The following is a 17,132-nucleotide window of genomic DNA, read 5'->3' on the forward strand; positions in this document are numbered from 1 at the left end:
AGTTCTGCGCCGGAGGGCAATGTCCGGTGCATGCTAGTAAAGTCTTGATGAATGGAAGGTTAATTCATGGGCAGAATTTGCCGGGCGCCCGGCAAAATCTGCCTACCGGGGGACCATCCTGCCGCTGGCCTGCCGCCGGCCTGCCGCTGGCCTGTGGCCGGGGCGCGGCGGTGCGGGGACCCCGGGCAAGCGCGCTCGTCCGGCGCGGCGCCCGGATGGAAGGCTACGGATCAAAGGGTGTATCCGCAAGGGCGCCGGTTGACAGCTTACCGGACCGGGCATAGCTCATTTTCAACGACCGGGTGAAGCCGAATCCGGTTGCCCGCTGTTTTGGCGTTCAAGCGCGTGCCGACCGGCCGCATCCCGCGCGCCCGAGCACCAATCGTCTCTCGCCGGGCGGTGTCGGGCCCGGCTTTCCCGGATACGGGGGATATTGTGAAAAAACGCGGACGTGAGAAGAAGGAAGGCCTCAACGATGTCGACGTCTTCGTCGGGCAGCGGCTGCGCGAGCTGCGCATGCTGGCCGGCCTGTCGCAGAGCGACGTGGCGTCGTCCCTGGGCCTGACGTTCCAGCAGCTCCAGAAATACGAGCGCGGTTTCAACCGCGTCTCGGCCAGCCGGCTCTACAAGCTGGCGCAGTTCTTCAAGGTGCCGGTGTCGGTGTTCTTCGAAGGGCTGGAAGAGCGCACCCTGGCGCGGGAGGCCGCGGCGGCCGGCCGGCCGGAAGAGGCCGCGGCGGAGGCGGAAGGCACGTTGCAATCGCGCGAGGCGCTCATGCTCGCCCGCTACTTCCAGCACATCCGCAATCCCGAGATCCGCGGCGCCATCCGCGAGCTGGCGGAGCGCTGCGCCGGGGAGGCCGACGGTGGCGACACGCCGGGCATGGGGCTCGGCGTGGGAAAGCGCGGCGGCCGCGGTGACGGCGACCACACCGGCGGCCGCGCCTGACGTTCAGCCCTGGGGCCGCAGGTCGCGGTAGCGCGCGAGGAAGGCGGCCATGGCGTCCTCCGGCCCGAGCGGGACGATGGGGTCGGGGGAGGGGGCCGGCAGGTCCTGCCAGTTGACCCGGTGCGGAGCGCAGAGGTCGCGCAGTTCCGTCGCCAGCGCCCGCTGGTCGGACAGCTTCACCGCCTTCGGTTCCGGATAGCGGAAGCCGAACCGCTTGGCCAAGGCCTGCTTGATCGGCGCGATCGCGGCGCGGATGGTGTCGCGCCCGATGCGCACCTTCCAGGGCGTCGGCCAGTCGCCGGTGAACGCTTCCTCGCAGTCGTGCATGAGGGCGTCGTAGGCGTAGCCGGGCGGGGCCACGTGGCTGGCCAGCACGCAGTGCTGGGCCACGCTGAAATAGGCCACGGTGTTGCCGACGAAGCGGCACTGATAGGCCAGCGGGCGGGCGATGTCCTCGATCTCGAAATGGCGGAAATCGGGGCGTTCCAGATCGACCGTGCGTCCGGAATAGGTGATGAGGACCGCCGTCGGCTCGGGATAGTCGAGCAGATCGAACTGGTCGGGGTCGGCGACCCGGCGGGATCCGGTGCGGCGGCGGGGTGTGGGCATCACCAACATGTAGCAGACGGCACGCCCCGTCGACAACGCGGCGGGCCGCAGACGTGGCATGCCACCGCGGTTTCACGATGCGGTGGCGCGCCAGGGCGGCCTTGACACCCATGGGACGGCTTGCGACTGTTCCTCACCGAACGGCTGGGGTGCCCGCACAGGCGGGCTGAGAAACACCCATCGAACCTGATCCGGGTCATGCCGGCGAAGGGAGCCGTGCGACGGCCGGGTGCAGCCCCGCCGCGCCGCACAGCACCCCCTCCGGCGAAGAGGAGACTGTCATGCGGCGGAACCGTGCGTGCGTCCTACTCCTGAGCGTCGCCTGCGCCGGCGCCGTGCGGGCCGAGACGCTCACCTTCCCCGTCCTCGTTCCGCTCACCGGTTTCCTCTCGCTGGAGGGCACGAGCCAGCGCAACGGGGCCGTGCTGGCGCTGCAGGACTCGTCGCCGGCGGGCGTCACCGTGGCATCGGATGTGGCCGACACGGGAACCTCCCCGGAGGCGGCGGTGACCGCGCTGGAGCGCGCCGTCGGGTCCGGCGACACGGTCGGCGCGGTGGCCGCCAGCATGCTGGGGACGCAGATGCTGGCGATGCTTCCGCTGGCCCGCGACTACGGCGTGCCGCTGGTGACGGTGTCCGGCACCGCCGCCATCACCGAGCAGGGCAACCCCTGGGTCTTCCGGTTCTTCCCGGGCGACGCGGTGACCAAGCGGGCCCACGCCCGCTACGTGGTGGAGGAGCTGGGCCGCACGCGCCCGGCCATCATCTATCAGACCACCGCCTACGGTCAGAGCGGCAAGGCCCACCTCGACGAGCAGTTCGCCCGCCTCGGCGCCGAGGTGGTCTACGAGGAGGGGGTGGATCCCGCCGCCAAGGACCTGCTGCCGGCCATCAGCAAGGCGCTCGCCGCCAAGCCCGACGCCCTGGTCCTGCATCTCCATTCCGGACCGACCGCACTCTTCATCCGGCAGGCCGCGGCGCACGGCGTCGATCTGCCCATCGTGGCCGGGTCCGCCATGCATCAGCCGAGCACGGCCGCCCTGCTGCGGCCGGCCGAGCTGAAGGGCGTGTGCGCGGAGACCGCGGCGTCGCCGGTGTCCGGCGGCTCGCCTGCGATGGAGCGATTCACCGCCGCGTACCGCGCCGCCTTCGACGCCGAGCCCGACGCCTTCGCGCTGGGCCAGTACGACGGCATGCGCATGGTGCTGGACGCGGTGGCCGGCGGCGCCCGCACCGCCGAGGCGGTCCGTGCGGCGCTGGCGCGCGGCACCCACGAGGGGCTGGCCATGACCTACCGCTCGGACGGGACGGGCAACATGGCGCACACCGCCATCATCGTGTGCTACGACGGCGCCTCGCGGGTGCCGGCGGTGGCCAAGCGGTACGACGGCCTGACCACCGCCGCGAACTAGCCGCCATGCTGGCCCTGCAGCTGCTGCTCAACGGCGTCGCCCTTGGCGCGGCCTACGCCCTGGTGGCGCTGGGCTTCGTCCTGGTGCTCAACGCCACCGGCGCGGTGAACTTCGCGCAGGGCGACCTGGTGATGGCCGGCGGCATGCTCGGCGCGGCCCTGGCGCCGCACCTGCCGGTGCCGGGACTGGTCCTGCTGCCGGTGGTGCTGGCGCTGATGGCGGCGCTGGGGCTCCTGGTGTCGCTGGCCGCCTACCTGCCGCTGCGCGACCGGCCGCCGGTGTCGGTGTTCATCTCGACCATCGCGGTCGGCATCATGCTGCAGAACGGGGCCACCGTTCTGTTCGGTCCAGAGCCGCGCGCCGCGCCGCCGCTGCTGGGCGGCGGGACGCTCGACCTGGGCGGGCTGGTGGTGCCGCAGCAGTCGCTGGCGATCATCGCCGTGGCGGCGGTTCTCATCGCCGCCCAGCACTGGGGGTTGGCCCGCACCCAGTTCGGGCGGCGCCTGCGCGCCACCGCCCAGGACGCCGAGATGGCGCGGGCCTGCGGCATCCCGGTGACGGCCATGGTGATGGCCACCTTCGCGCTGGGCACGGCCTATGCCGGCGCCGCGGGGCTGCTGCTGGCGAACCAGTTCTTCGTCACCCCGACCGCCGGCGGCGACCTCATCCTCAAGGCCTACATCGCGGTGACGGTGGGCGGCTGGGGCTCGATCCCCGGCGCCGTGGCCGGGGCGCTGCTGATCGCCCTGTTCGAGGTCGGGGTGTCCGCGGTGCTGTCCTATCCCGTCGCCCTGGGGGCGCTGTACCTCACCCTGCTGGCGATCCTGATCCTGCGCCCCCAGGGCCTGTTCGGGGAGGCGGCGCGGCGCCGTGCGTAGGGGGGGCATCCGAAGGCCGCGCGCCGGCACCGTGCTGGGCCTGGCCGGCGCCCTTCTGGCCGCCTACGCCGCCGGCCTGGCGACGCCGTACGAGCTGCGGGTGCTGACCGTGGCCGGGGTGTACGCGCTGGCCGCCATGGGGTTCCAGATCGTGTTCGGCCTGGGCGGGGCGCTGTCCCTGGCGCAGGGCGCCTTCTTCGGCATCGGCGCCTACGTCACCGGCATCCTGGGGAGCCGCTACGGCTGGACCTTTCCGGCGACCTTCCCGCTGTCGCTGCTGGTCCCGCCGCTGCTGGCCCTTCCGGTCGGGCTGGCGGTGCTGCGCCTGGAATCGCACTACTTCGCGCTGGCCACCCTGGGCGTCGCCCAGGTCGTGCTTCTGCTGGCGGTCAACGCGCCCGACCTCACCGGGGGGGCCAACGGACTGGCCGGGGTGCCGGGCATCGTGGTGCTGGGCGCGGAGGTGCCGCGGGGCCGGCCGCTGGCGGCGGCGGTGTGGCTGGCGGTCGCGGCGGGCGGCGTCGCCGCCTGGTACCTGGCCCGCGGCCGGTGGGGGCGGGCACTGACGATGGTGCGCGACGACCCGCTCGCCGCGGCGACCCTCGGGCTCGACGTCGGGCGGCTGCGCCTGGGCGCCTTCGTGGTGAGCGCGCTCTACGGCGGCGCGGCCGGCGCGCTGGCGGTCCACACCCAGCGCGTGGTGTCGCCGGAGGTGCTCGAATTTCCGGTGATGGTCGCCGTGCTGACCATTGCCGTGGTCGGCGGCCGTGGCCGCGTCGCCGGGGCGGTGGTGGGCGCCATCCTGCTCCAGCATCTGCCGGAGTGGTTCCGCTTCCTCGAACAGAGCTGGCTCCTGCTCTACGGGGCGGCGCTGCTCGCCGCCGTCGTGCTCGCCCCCTACGGCCTGGTCGGGGCGCTGGAGCGGCTGTTTCCGCCGCCGCCGCCGGCGCCGCCGCCGGCCCGGCCCTGGGCCGCCGCCGCGCCCCTTCCGGTCGGGACCGCGCTGGCGGTGGACGGGGTGAGCAAGGCCTTCGGCGGCGTCCACGCCCTCGACGGTGTCTCGCTGGCGCTGGAGGCCGGCCGGGTGACCGGGCTGATCGGCCCCAACGGGTCGGGAAAGACGACCCTGATCAACATCGTAAGCGGGGTCGAGCGGCCCGACGCGGGGCGCGTTCTCGTCGGCGGCCGCGACACCGCGGGATGGCGGCCCGACCGCCTGGCCCGCGCCGGCATCGCCCGCACCTTCCAGGCGGCGAGCCTGCCGGCGACCAGCGTCCTCGAGGCCGTGGCCGCGGCGCGCCTGGACCGGGATTCCGGAATCGCCGCGGCCCACGCCCACGCCCTCCATGCCCTGGACCGGGTCGGCGCCGCGGACCTCGCCCTGCGCCCGGCGGACTCGCTGCCGGCGGCCCTGCGCCGCCGGGTCGAGCTGGCCCGGGCCCTGGCCCGCCAGCCCGCGGTGCTGCTGCTGGACGAGCCCGCGGCCGGACTGACCGACGTCGAAAAGGCGGAGCTGGCGGGCCAGGTGGCCGCCGTGGCGGCGTCGGGCGTGGCCGTGCTGGTGGTGGAGCACGACATGGCGTTCCTGCTGCCGCTGGCCGACCGGGTGGTCTGCCTCGACCAGGGGCGCGTGCTCTACGACGGCCCGCCCGGCGCGGTGGCCGAGGATCCGGCGGTGGTCGCGGCCTATCTGGGGGACGGGGCATGAGTGGCCCCCCCGCGGCCGGGACGGTGCTCGACGTCGAGGGCGCGGCGGCCGGGTATGGCGGCGTGGCCGCGCTGGCCGGCGCCTCCTTGAGCGTCGGGCGGGGCGAGACGGTGGCCCTGCTCGGCGCCAACGGGGCCGGCAAGTCGACCCTGCTGCGGGCCGTGCTGGGGCTGGTCCCGCTGTCGGCCGGCCGGGTCCGGCTCGACGGAACCGACCTCGCCGGTCTGGCGCCGGAGCGGCGGGTCCGGCTCGGCCTCGGCTATGTGCCGGAGGGGCGGCGCGTGTTCGCGGGGATGAGCGTGCGCGACAACCTGGAGGTTGCCAGCTTCACCGCCGCCGCCGGGCGGGCCGACGACCTGGAACGGGTGTTCACACTCTTTCCACAGCTGCGCGCCAAGGCGGCGGACGCCGCCTGGCGGCTGTCGGGCGGCCAGCAGCAGATGCTGGCGATCGGCCGGGCGCTGATGGGGCGCCCGCGCCTGCTGCTGCTGGACGAGCCGTCCCTCGGGCTGTCCCCGAAGCTGGCGTCCGAGGTCGTCGCCACCATCGCCGCGGTCGCCGCCGCCGGCACCGCGGTTCTGCTGGCCGAGCAGAGCGCGGCGCTCGCCCTCCGCGCAGCCCGGCGGGTGGTTCTGCTGCGGGTGGGCCGGGTGGTCCACGAGGGGGCGGCGGACGCGGTGACCCCCCAGGCGCTGCGCGCCGCCTTCCTCGGCGGCGGGGCCGACCTCGGCCTTGCTGGCGGGGCGGAGGATCGCTAGGGTCGCGCACGAACCCCCGGCCGCGCCCGCCGCCGCCCCCCTGGTCGACGAGAGCCCCATGTCCCGAGTGTGCTTCGCCCTTGCCCTGGCCGGCTGCGTGCTGGCGGTGGCACCCGTCCTGGCGGCCGATCCGGTCGCGGGGCCCGTGCTCGCCCCGCCGGTCAAGCCGGCGCCGCCGCTGCAATCGGTGGCGCCGGGCGCCGGAGACGGGGCGCCGTTGGCGGCCCCGGGGGCCGCGGACGACCCGGGCGCGGCGGCGCCGGCGGTCGCCGCGTCGCCGACGGGGGAGTGGTACGGCGGCCCGGTGAACGGCGCCGACGGCGCCTTTTCCTATTGCGTCACCGAGAACCGGTTCGACACCGGGCACCTGCTTCTGCTGGCCCTGAGCAACCGTCAGGAGATCAACATCGCCGTGCAGATTCCCGGCGCCAGCCTGCCCAAGGACACCCAATGGTCGGTGTCGCTCAGCGTCGACGGCGGCGCGGAGCGCACGCGCACGGCGGTGGCCACCCAGGGCGACCTGCTGGTGATCCCCCAGGGCAAGGACGAGACCCTGTTCGACCGGCTGGCGAACGGCAACGAGTTGGTGATCCGGTCCGACACCGACCGGGTGGCGTTCCAGCTCAAGGGCACCAAGAAGGCGCTCACCACCCTTCGCGAGTGCGTGGCCCGGGACGGCGACGTGCCGGGGACCCGCCCCGCCGCCCGCGAGGCGGGGCCGCTTCCCGACGAGCTGCTGGCGTTGCTGGGCGAGGCGGGCATCCGTGACATCACGCCGGTGCCGCTGGACAACCTCCCGGCCGACCGCCGGCCCGACTTCCTGTGGAGGGCGGGGCCGGTGACCGCAAGCGTGCGCCAGCACATGGTCGACGAGACGGCCACCCTGTCGGAGATCAGCGACGTCTACCGCACCGCCATGGTCAAGGCGTGCAACGGCGGCGACGCCAGCTACGGCGACGTCGAGGTGATGATCGGCGTGGCCCTGCGCACCGGCAACCTGACCTGCCCCTCGGCCAAGGGGCCGCTCCACGTGGCGCTGCTGCTCTATCTCACCGACGCCAAGCTGTTCACGCTCTTCACCCACGAGGCCCCGCAGCGCGACGCGGCGCTGGCCGACCGGCTCCGCGACCGCCTGGCCGCGGCGGTGCGCGCCCTGGCGGCGCGGGAGTTCAGCATCGAGCGCGCCTTCCCGTCGACGGGCAGCCGGAAGGCGCCGTGAGGTGGCGGCCCGGGCCGGGCACTGCGACGGCTGCACGCTGTGCTGCGTCGTCTTCGCCATCGACGCCCTGGGCAAGCCCCCCTTCCAGCCGTGCCGCCACATCGGCGGGGGGGGGTGCGCCATTCACGGCACGCCGGCGCGCCCGGCCGTGTGCGGCGGCTTCACCTGCCGCCACATCGACGCCCACCGTCACGGCTCCGCCGAGCGCGCGGTGGTGCCGCACCCCAAGGAGGCCGGCGCCTACGTGTTCCAGACACCGGGCCGGCGGGCCATGGTGATGTGCGTCGACCCGGCGCGGCCCCAGGCGTGGCGGGCATCCACCCTGCCGGACTTCCTGCGCGCCGCCATCGACGGCGGGTTCGCCGTGGCCATCTACGACCGCGGCTACAGCTTCTCCATCGTCGCCCGCGACCATCTCGACGCGGTGATCGCCGAGGACTGCGTGGCGGCGGCGCAGGCCATGGGGTTCGCCCCCAACGGCCTGGGGGACGGGGAATGCGCAACACCAACATGACGGGGATCGCGCTGGCGGTGGCGGGATTCGCGCTGTTCTCGTCGGCGGACGCGTTGATCAAGCATCTCAGCGGCCGCTATCCGCTGGTCGAGGTGGCGTTCTTCAACACGGTGTTCTCGCTGGCGCCGATCGGCCTGGTGGCGCTGGCGTGGGGCGGCCCGGCCATGCTGGCGACCCGCCGGCCGGCGGTCCACGCGCTGCGCGGCCTGTGCGGCCTGGCGGCCGGCTACGGCGCGTTCTTCGGGTTCAGCCACCTGCCGATGGCCGACGTCTACGCCATCCTGTTCTCCTCCCCCCTGATCATCGCCGCCGCCTCCGCGGTGTGGCTGGGCGAGCGCATCGACGGCGCGCGCTGGGCGGCCATCCTCGTCGGCTTCGCCGGGGTGCTGATCATGCTCCGCCCCGGCGGCGGGGCGGTCAACCTGGGCGTCGTCGGCGCCCTGGTCGGCGCGCTCGGCTATTCGGCCTCGGCCCTGGTGGTGCGCCGCTACGGCCCGGGCGAGACGCCGTTTTCCTTCCCGTTCTTCGGCAACATCCTGATCGCGGCGATCCTGGCGGTCCCGCAGCCCTTCGTGTTCGTCCCGCCCTCGCCGCACGACCTCGCGCTGATGGCGCTGGCCGGGCTGCTGGGCGGGCTGGCGCTGACCTGCGCGCTGGCCGCCTTCCGCATCGCCCCGGCGCCGGTGGTGGCGCCGTTCCAGTACACCCAGATGATCTGGGGCGTCGGCTTCGGGCTTCTGGTCTTCGGCGACCGGCCGAGCCCCTGGCTGGCGCTCGGCGGCACCCTGGTGGTGGCCAGCGGCCTCTACCTCCTGCTGCGCGAGCGCCGCCGCGGCTCCGCGGCGGTGTGAACCGCCCCGTCCGACAGTCATACCCCCCTTGCGCGCAGCGTTCTTGGTTCTGACCTGTTGACGGCACCACCCGGCATCGTCCCCAATCGATGACCGGACGGTTTCTCCATGCCACCACGGACAGGCCCGCCATGACCGCCCGTTTCGCCCATTCCATGCCGTTCGGCGCCGCGCTGCTTCCCGATGGCCAGGTCCGGTTCCGTCTGTGGGCGCCCTCGGTGCCCGCGGTCGCGGTGGCGATCGACGATGCGGAGCCGGTCGCCATGGACGCGCAGGACGGCGGCTGGTTCGAGCGGGTCACCGACCGCGCCGGCGCCGGCAGCCGGTACTGCTTCGTGCTGCCCGACGGCCTGCGCGTGCCCGACCCGGCGTCGCGCCACCAGCCCGGCGACGTCAACGGCCACAGCGTCGTCGTCGACCCCGCCGCCTATCCCTGGCGCAGCGGCGCCTGGCGCGGCCGCCCCTGGCACGAGACGGTGCTCTACGAGCTACACGTCGGCACCTTCACGCCGGAGGGCACGTTCCGTGCTGCGATCGCCAGGCTCGACCATCTGGTGGACACCGGCGTCACCGCGGTCGAGCTGATGCCGCTGGCCGACTTCGCCGGCACCCGCAATTGGGGCTACGACGGCGTTCTCCACTTCGCGCCCGATTCCTCCTACGGCACCCCGGACGACCTGAAGGCCCTGGTGGACGCGGCGCACGAGCGCGGCCTGATGGTGTTCCTGGATGTCGTCTACAACCACTTCGGGCCCGAGGGGAACTACCTCCACGCCTACGCCGACCGCTTCTTCACCGAGCGCCACCACACGCCCTGGGGGGCGGCCATCAATTTCGACGGCGCCGACGCCCGGCCGGTGCGCGACTTCTTCATCAACAACACGCTGTACTGGCTCAACGAGTACTGCATCGACGGGCTGCGCTTCGACGCGGTGCACGCCATCATCGACGACAGCGACCCGGACATCCTGACCGAGCTGGCCGACACGGTGCGGGCCGTCATCGGCCCCGACCGCCACGTGCACCTGGTGCTGGAGAACGACGCCAACACCGCCCGCCACCTGGAGCGCGACTCCGCCGGCTGCGCACGCCGCTACGACGCCCAGTGGAACGACGACTACCACCACGTCGCCCATGTCCTGGCGACCGGCGAGGAGGGCGGGTACTACCGCGACTTCGCCGAGGACCCCATCGACATGGTGCAGCGCGCCCTGACCGAGGGGTTCATCTACCAGGGGGAGGAATCCGCCCACCGCGGCGGCGAGGAGCGGGGCGAGTCGAGCTCCCACCTGCCCGCCAACGCCTTCGTCAACTTCCTGCAGAACCACGACCAGGTGGGCAACCGGGCGTTCGGCGAGCGGCTCACGGCGCTGGCGCCGGCACGCCGGCTGCGGGCGCTGGCGACGGTCACCCTGCTGGCGCCGGCCGTGCCCATGCTGTTCATGGGCGAGGAATGGGGCGAGACCCGTCCCTTCAACTTCTTCTGCGACTTCGAGGGAGGGCTGGCGGACGCCGTGCGGGAGGGCCGGCGGCGCGAGTTCGCGGCCTTTCCGGAGTTCGCCGACGACGCGGCGCGCGCCCGCATCCCCGACCCCAACGCCCCGTCCACCTTCGAGGGCTCGAAGCTGGACTGGGACGCGCCCGGGCGGGAGCCGCACGCCGGCTGGCTGGCCTTGACACGGTCCTTGCTGCGCACCCGCGCCGCGACGCTGATGCCCCGCCTGGCCGGGGTGCGCGATCCGCGCACGGTGTGGCGCAACGGGGCCGCGTTCGCCATCGCCTGGACGCTGGGGGACGGCGCCGTGCTGGTGGTGCTGGCCAACCTCGGCGACGTCGACGCGCCCGGCGTGATCCGGCCGGAGGGCCGGCTCATCGCCGAGAGCGAGCCCGGGCTGCTCGGCCCCCTGTCCGGCGGTGCGCTTGCGGGCTGGTCGGCTTTGTGGTTCCTGGAAGAGGCGGGGAACGCCACGTGACGCCACGGGGAGAGGGCATGAACGCGCTGGATCGGCTGGCCGAACGGGTCGGCATCGAACCCTTCTACCACGACATCTGGGGCAACCGGCGCGACACCACCGACACCACGAAACGCTCGCTGATCGCCGCCATGGGCCTGCCCGCCGACGACGACGCGGCGGTCGAGGACAGCCTGCGCTCGGCCGAGGAGGCGGGGTGGCGCCGCATGCTGCCGCCGGTCCTGGTGGCCGGCGTCGGGGCGACCGTTGCCGTCCCCGTCAGCGTCCCCGCCGGCCTGTCCGACGGAACGGTGCGGTGGACCCTGCACGACGAGACCGGCGCCGTCCACCGCGGCGAGGCGGCGGTGGGCTCGCTCGACCCGCTGGCCAGCGCCACCGTCGACGGGCTGGCGTACGAGCGGCGGGCGCTGCCGGTCGCGGCGCCGGCGCCGATGGGCTACCACCGGCTGGAGGTGGAGGTCCGTCCCCCGGGCATCGCCGGCGCCCTGCACGGGGAGACCCGGCTGATCCTGGCGCCGGAGCGCTGCCGGCTGCCGGAAGAGGTGGTGCCGGGCGGCCGGCTGTGGGGCATCGGGCTGCAGCTCTACGCGCTGCGCAGCGCCACCGATTGGGGCATGGGCGATTTCGACGGCCTCGGCGGCTTCGCCGAGCTGGCGGCCCGGCTCGGCGCCGGCGTGGTCGGGCTGAACCCGTTGCACGCGCTGTTCCCCGCCGATCCCAATCATTTCAGCCCCTATTCCCCGTCCAGCCGCCGCTTTCTCGACGTCTTCTACATCGACGTCGAGGCCGTTCCGGAGCTGGACGGGTGCGGCGAGGCCCGCGCCCTGATCGCCGAGGCGGGATTCCAGGCGGAGCTGACGGCGGCCCGGGCGGCGGAGCTGGTGGACTATCCGGCCGTCGCCCGCCTGAAGCTGCCGGTTCTGGAGCGGCTCTACGCCGCGTTCCGCCGTCGTCACCTGGGGCCTGCGGGAGAGAGCGCGCGGGGCGCCTCCTTCCGTGCCTTCCAGCGCGAGTTCGGCGCGCCGTTGCGCCGGCACGCCGCGTTCGAGGCGTTGCACGAACGGTTCTACGGCGGCGACCCGCGCCTGTGGTCCTGGCGGTCCTGGCCCGAGCCGTTCCAGGACTGCCGCAGCGCCGCCGTGGCGGACTACGTCCGCGACAACGAGGAGCGGGTCGAGTTCTTCGAGTTCCTGCAATGGGAGGCCGACCGCCAGCTCGCGGTGGCGGCGGCGCGGGGCCGGGCGGCCGGGCTCGGCCTCGGCTTCTACCGCGACCTCGCGGTCGCCGCCGCGCCGGGCGGTGCGGCGGCCTGGGCCGACCCCGACACCCTGGTGCAGGGCGCCAACGTCGGCGCACCGCCCGACGCCTTCAACATGAAGGGGCAGAACTGGGGGTTGGCGCCGCTGTCGCCGGTCGGCCTGGTCGAGGCCGCCTACGAGCCCTTCATCGCCGCGGTTCGGGCCAACATGCGCCACGCCGGAGCCCTGCGGATCGACCACGTGATGGCGCTGAAGCACCTGTTCTGGATCCCCTCGGACGGTGGCGACGGGGCCTACGTGGCATACCCGTTCGACGATCTTGTGCGCATCATCGCTCTGGAATCCCACCGCCAGGGCTGCGTGGTCATCGGCGAGGACCTGGGCACCGTGCCCGAGGGCTTCCGGCCGGCCATGGAGCGGGCGGGCGTGCTGAGCTACCGCGTCCTCTACTTCGAGCGCGCCGCCGATGGCGCCTTCATCCCCCCCGCGGCGTTTCCCCGGCGCGCGATGGTCACCATCACCACCCACGACCTGCCCACCTTCCGGGGTTACTGGACCGGCCACGACATGGAGTGGCGGCGGCGCCTCGACCTCTACCCCGACGCGGCCGCCGCGGAGCGGGACGCCTGGGACCGCGGCACCGACCGCTGGCGCCTGCTCCAGGCCCTGGGCGACGGCGGGCTGCGCCCCGACACCCATCCCACCGACGACGGCGACCAGCCCTGGTCGGAGCCGCTGGTCGAGGCGGTGCACCGCCACCTCGGCCGCACGCCCGGGCAGATCGTCATGGTCCAGATCGAGGACGCCTTGGCCGACATCGAGCAACCGAACCTGCCCGGCACCACCGACCAGCACCCCAATTGGCGGCGCCGGCTCGGCGAAACCCTGGACGGCATGGAAAACCACCGGCTGCTCCGCGCGGTCGCCGCGGCCGTCACCACCGGGCGGGGCGAGCGATGACCGACGCGCCCCTGGTTCCCCGCGCCACGCTGCGCCTGCAGTTCCACGCCGGGTTCACCTTCGACCAGGCGACGGCGATCGTCCCGTACGCCGCCCGGCTCGGCGTCAGCCATGTCTACGCCTCGCCCTTCCTCAAGGCCCGCGGCGGCTCGACCCACGGCTACGACATCACCGACCACAGCCAGTTCAACCCCGAGGTCGGGGACGCCGCGTCCTTCGACCGCTTCGTCGCGGCGCTGCACGGCCACGGCATCGGCCTCATCCTCGACTTCGTCCCCAACCACATGGGGGTGGGCGGCAACGACAATCCCTGGTGGCTCGATGTGCTGGAATGGGGACCGGCGTCGCCCTTCGCCCCCTTCTTCGACATCGCCTGGGAGCCGCTGCAGCCCGGGCTCCAGGGCAAGGTCCTGCTTCCCTTCCTCGGCGATCACTATGGCAACGTCCTCGAACGGGGCGAGCTGCAGCTCCGCTTCGACGTCGAGCGCGGCTCCTTCAGCGTGTGGTACCACAACCACCGGTTCCCCATCGCCGTCCGCCACTACCCGCGCCTGCTGCGGCTGGCCCGCGACCGCCTCGGTGCGGACGGGGTGGTGCTCGACGCGCTCATCGCGGCCTTCGCCGGGATCGGCGCGGCCAAGTCGGTGCAGCGTCAGACCACCATCCACCGCGAGGCGGAGGAGCTGCGGACCCAGCTGGCCGCCACCGTGTCCGGTGACGGCGCGGTGGCCGGTGCCATCGAGCAGTCCCTGACCGCCATCAACGGCACCCCCGGTGACCCCGACAGCTTCCAGGAGATGCACCGGCTGCTGGAGGACCAGCATTACCGGGTCGCGTACTGGCGGGTCGCCTCCGACGAGATCAACTACCGCCGGTTCTTCGACATCAACGACCTGGCCGGGCTGCGCATCGACCGCCCCGAACTGTTCGAGCTGGCCCACCAGCTCGTCTTCCGGCTGATCGGCGAGGGCAAGCTGCAGGGCATCCGGCTCGACCACGTCGACGGGCTCTACGACCCGCTGGAGTATTTCGAGAAACTGCAGGATCGCGCCGCCTATCTCACCCTTCAGGCCGGGCCCTCCACCGTCGACCCGCCGGGGCTGCGCCTGAAGGAGCCGTTCTACGTGGTGGTGGAGAAGATCCTCGCCCACCACGAGAACCTGCGCGACGACTGGCCGGTGGCGGGCACCACCGGCTACGAGTTCATGAACCTCGTCGCCGGCCTGTTCATCGATGCCAGTGCCGAAGAGGCGATGACGGCGATCTATCACGGCTTCATCCGCCGCGAGGTCGATTTGGATCGCCTCGTGGTGGAGACCAAGCGCCGGATCATGGGCACCAGCCTGTCCAGCGAGCTGCACGTGCTCGCCTCGTCGCTCTACCGGCTGGCGCAGGGGGGCTGGAACACCCGTGACTTCACCCTGGCCGGCGTCCACCGGGCGCTGATCGACGTGGTGGCCTGCCTGCCGGTCTACCGTACCTATGTCACCGAAGGCCATGTCGACGACACCGACCGCCGCTACCTCGACTGGGCGGTCGGGCGGGCGCGCAAGCTGCCGGGCGCCGTCGATCCCTCCCTGTTCGATTTCCTTCACGCGGTCCTCAGCACGGAGCTGGCGACCCGTCATGCCCCCGGCGACGCGGCGATGGGGCGGCACGGCTTCGATCCCGCCGACGTCGTGCAGATCGCCATGCGGTTCCAGCAGTTCTCCGGTCCGGTGATGGCGAAGTCGCTGGAGGACACGGTGTTCTACCGCTATTTCCGGCTGGTCGCGCTGAACGAGGTGGGCGGGGAGCCGGGGCGCTTCGGGACCTCGGTCAGCGCCTTCCACCACGTCAACCAGGACCGCCTGAAGCGCTGGCCCTTCAACATGCTGGCCACCGCCACCCACGACCACAAGCGGGGTGAGGACACCCGTCTGCGCATCGCCGTCCTGTCGGAGATGGCGGACACCTGGGACGCCCGGGTGCGGCGGTGGAACCGCATGAACCGCTTCAAGAAGCGCGAGATCGACGGGGCGGCGGCGCCCGGGCGCAACGACGAGTATCTGCTCTACCAGACCCTGCTGGGCACCTGGCCGTTCGAGCTGGAGTGGCCGTCGGGTCCGGCGCTGGAGGCCTACGCCGACCGGGTCGTCGCCTACATGGTCAAGGCGGTGCGCGAGGCCAAGGTGCGCTCCTCCTGGACCGCGCCCAACCAGGACTACGAGGACGCCCTGGACCGCTTCGTGCGGGGCATCCTCGACCCGGTGCGCGGCGCCACCTTCATGGCCGAGCTGCTCGACCTTCTGGAGACGGTGGCGCCGGTGGCCGCCGTGCACGGGCTGGCGCAGACCCTTCTGAAGCTGACCGTTCCGGGGGTGCCGGACATCTACCAGGGCACCGAATTCTGGGACCTCAGCCTGGTCGACCCCGACAACCGCCGGCCGGTGGACTATGACGCGCGCGCCGCCGCGCTCGACGCCGCCGCGGCGCCGGACGGGCAGGGCGGCGGCCCGGCGCTGGCGGGCGCCCTGCTCGACGGCTGGCGGGACGGGCGGGTCAAGCAGTTCGTGATCGCCCGCACGCTCGACCTGCGGCGGCGCGACCCGCAGCTGTTCGCCACCGGGGAGTATCGGCCCGTCGACGTCGTCGGCGCCCACGCCGACCGGGTCGTCGCCTTCCTGCGCCGCAGCGACACGGGCTGCGCGCTGGTGGTGGTGCCACGCCTGGTGGTGCCGCTGCTGGGGGAGGAGCCGCGGCCGCTGCCGCCCGTCGCCGCCTGGGGCGACACCGCGCTGATGCTGCCGGAGCTGCCGGGCGGCGCGGCGCGGGACGTGCTGACCGGTGCGGCGGTGGCTCTGCCGGCCGACGGTCGGCTGGCGCTGGCCGACCTGCTCGCCACCTTCCCGGTGGCGCTGGTACAGTCGTCACGCGGCGACGCCTGACGGCGGCGCTGCCGGCCTCAACCAGGGAAGAGTCCATGAAAGGCGATCCGGCGATCATCGACCACCTCAACACCATCCTCACCAACGAGCTGACGGCGATCCACCAGTACCTCCTGCACGCCCGCATGCTGAAGCACGGGGGGCTGACGCGGATCGGCCAGACGGTCCATGACGAAGCCATGGGCGAGATGGAGCACGCGGACAAGCTGACCGAGCGCATCCTCTTCCTCGGCGGTCTGCCGAACTACCAGGATCTGCACACGGTGACGGTGGGCGACGACCTGCCGGAGATGCTGGCCGGCGACCTCGGCGTCGAGAGCCACAACCGCACCTGCCTGATCGCGGCCATCACCGCCAGTGAGGCGGCGCGCGACCACGACAGCCGCCGGGTGTTCGAGGAGATCCTGGCCGACACCGAGGAGCACATCGACTGGCTGGAAACCCAGCTCGGCCTGATCCAGCGGATCGGCTTGAAGGCCTATGAGCAGGAGCAGATGCAAGGGCCGTCCTGACCCGGCGGGAGCGCCCGCCTACACGCTCAGGCGGCTGACCAGCGGCATCGACGGGCCGCTGTCGGCGCGGCGGTAGGCAGCGAGCGCGGCGCCCCAGGGTTCGATGTGGAGCCCGGTCCCCATGGCCTCCTGGGCGATGGTCTGGGCGACGTAGCCGGCGGTCGGGCCGGACGACAGCGGCGTCAGGCCGCCGGACACCGGGCCGCGCTCGTCGCCACCGCCGGCCGGGCGGGTGCCGGCTCCGGTGTCGCCGCTGCCGCCGGTGCGGCGGCGCGACTCGGCCGTTGCGGACCGTGCGCCACGGCTTGCGGACTCCTCCGCGCCCTCCACCTCGCTCTGCTGGCGGCGGCGCTGCTGCTCGCCCGGGATGGGCTGGACCGGGGTGACCGGGATCGTGTCCGACCCCAGCAGCGCCTTCAGCCGCGCTGCCCCCGGGGGGGAGGCGGTCGCACCGAAGGCCGAGGGGGGCGGAAGGGCGGCGATCGAGGTCAAGGGCGCGGTCCGGTGTGCGATGGTCCGAGTCATGGAGACGCGAACACAGGCTACCAACCGATCGTTCCTGGAATCTTAATGGGACACCCGGATAGAACGTATTTTATGTTAA

Annotated in this window: 14 protein-coding genes and 1 riboswitch; of the genes, 12 read left to right on the forward strand and 2 right to left on the reverse strand. The window is 73.1% G+C overall.

Annotation, left to right across the window (positions count from 1 at the left end):
• Positions 1-435 precede the first annotated feature (435 nt).
• Positions 436-948, forward strand: coding sequence for a helix-turn-helix domain-containing protein (locus tag AC6H2I_RS08765; RefSeq protein ID WP_497500225.1), 513 nt, complete (start codon positions 436-438; stop codon positions 946-948).
• Positions 949-951: 3 nt separating this feature from the next.
• Here the strand turns inward: AC6H2I_RS08765 and AC6H2I_RS08770 are convergent, their stop codons facing one another.
• Positions 952-1,557 carry a transcriptional regulator gene (locus tag AC6H2I_RS08770; protein WP_497500226.1) on the reverse strand — a complete coding sequence of 202 codons (606 nt, stop codon included), beginning with the start codon at positions 1,555-1,557 and terminating at the stop codon, positions 952-954.
• A 135-nt stretch (positions 1,558-1,692) separates the two neighbouring features.
• Positions 1,693-1,787, forward strand: a riboswitch (TPP riboswitch).
• A gap of 51 nt (positions 1,788-1,838) precedes the next feature.
• Between AC6H2I_RS08770 and AC6H2I_RS08775 the strand changes: the two genes are divergently transcribed.
• The 11 genes from AC6H2I_RS08775 to bfr all read left to right on the forward strand — a co-directional run bounded on the left by AC6H2I_RS08775 (position 1,839) and on the right by bfr (position 16,528).
• Positions 1,839-2,969: an ABC transporter substrate-binding protein gene (locus AC6H2I_RS08775; RefSeq protein WP_497500227.1), complete on the forward strand. Its 1,131-nt coding sequence runs from the start codon at positions 1,839-1,841 to the stop codon at positions 2,967-2,969.
• 5 nt (positions 2,970-2,974) lie between these two features.
• The gene (locus tag AC6H2I_RS08780; protein WP_497500228.1) at positions 2,975-3,847 is read left to right on the forward strand and encodes a branched-chain amino acid ABC transporter permease; all 873 of its coding nucleotides are present in this window, start codon (positions 2,975-2,977) and stop codon (positions 3,845-3,847) included.
• Entirely contained in the window at positions 3,840-5,555 is a 1,716-nt protein-coding gene (locus tag AC6H2I_RS08785) for a branched-chain amino acid ABC transporter ATP-binding protein/permease (RefSeq protein WP_497500229.1), read from the forward strand. Before AC6H2I_RS08780 ends, AC6H2I_RS08785 begins: the two co-directional genes overlap by 8 nt.
• Complete coding sequence (locus AC6H2I_RS08790; RefSeq protein ID WP_497500230.1) at positions 5,552-6,313, forward strand: ABC transporter ATP-binding protein; 762 nt, start codon at positions 5,552-5,554, stop codon at positions 6,311-6,313. Before AC6H2I_RS08785 ends, AC6H2I_RS08790 begins: the two co-directional genes overlap by 4 nt.
• A gap of 58 nt (positions 6,314-6,371) precedes the next feature.
• On the forward strand, positions 6,372-7,532 hold the full coding sequence (locus AC6H2I_RS08795) for a hypothetical protein (RefSeq protein ID WP_497500231.1): 1,161 nt from the start codon (positions 6,372-6,374) through the stop codon (positions 7,530-7,532).
• Position 7,533: 1 nt separating this feature from the next.
• Positions 7,534-8,046 carry a hypothetical protein gene (locus tag AC6H2I_RS08800; protein WP_497500232.1) on the forward strand — a complete coding sequence of 171 codons (513 nt, stop codon included), beginning with the start codon at positions 7,534-7,536 and terminating at the stop codon, positions 8,044-8,046.
• Positions 8,028-8,897, forward strand: a complete 870-nt coding sequence (locus tag AC6H2I_RS08805; protein ID WP_497500233.1) for a DMT family transporter — start codon at positions 8,028-8,030, stop codon at positions 8,895-8,897. The genes AC6H2I_RS08800 and AC6H2I_RS08805 overlap by 19 nt, the downstream gene beginning before the upstream one ends.
• A gap of 131 nt (positions 8,898-9,028) precedes the next feature.
• Positions 9,029-10,870 carry a malto-oligosyltrehalose trehalohydrolase gene (treZ, locus tag AC6H2I_RS08810; RefSeq protein WP_497500234.1) on the forward strand — a complete coding sequence of 614 codons (1,842 nt, stop codon included), beginning with the start codon at positions 9,029-9,031 and terminating at the stop codon, positions 10,868-10,870.
• Positions 10,871-10,887: 17 nt separating this feature from the next.
• Positions 10,888-13,089 (forward strand): 4-alpha-glucanotransferase, encoded by a 2,202-nt coding sequence (gene malQ / locus AC6H2I_RS08815; RefSeq protein WP_497500235.1) that lies wholly within the window; start codon positions 10,888-10,890, stop codon positions 13,087-13,089.
• Positions 13,086-16,016 carry a malto-oligosyltrehalose synthase gene (gene treY, locus AC6H2I_RS08820; protein WP_497500236.1) on the forward strand — a complete coding sequence of 977 codons (2,931 nt, stop codon included), beginning with the start codon at positions 13,086-13,088 and terminating at the stop codon, positions 16,014-16,016. Before malQ ends, treY begins: the two co-directional genes overlap by 4 nt.
• A 35-nt stretch (positions 16,017-16,051) precedes the next feature.
• Positions 16,052-16,528, forward strand: coding sequence for a bacterioferritin (bfr, locus tag AC6H2I_RS08825; protein ID WP_497500237.1), 477 nt, complete (start codon positions 16,052-16,054; stop codon positions 16,526-16,528).
• 18 nt (positions 16,529-16,546) lie between these two features.
• Here the strand turns inward: bfr and AC6H2I_RS08830 are convergent, their stop codons facing one another.
• Complete coding sequence (locus AC6H2I_RS08830; protein ID WP_497500238.1) at positions 16,547-17,020, reverse strand: hypothetical protein; 474 nt, start codon at positions 17,018-17,020, stop codon at positions 16,547-16,549.
• Between the last annotated feature and the right edge of the window lie 112 nt (positions 17,021-17,132).

It is taken from the genome of Azospirillum sp. NS33 (assembly GCF_059703765.1).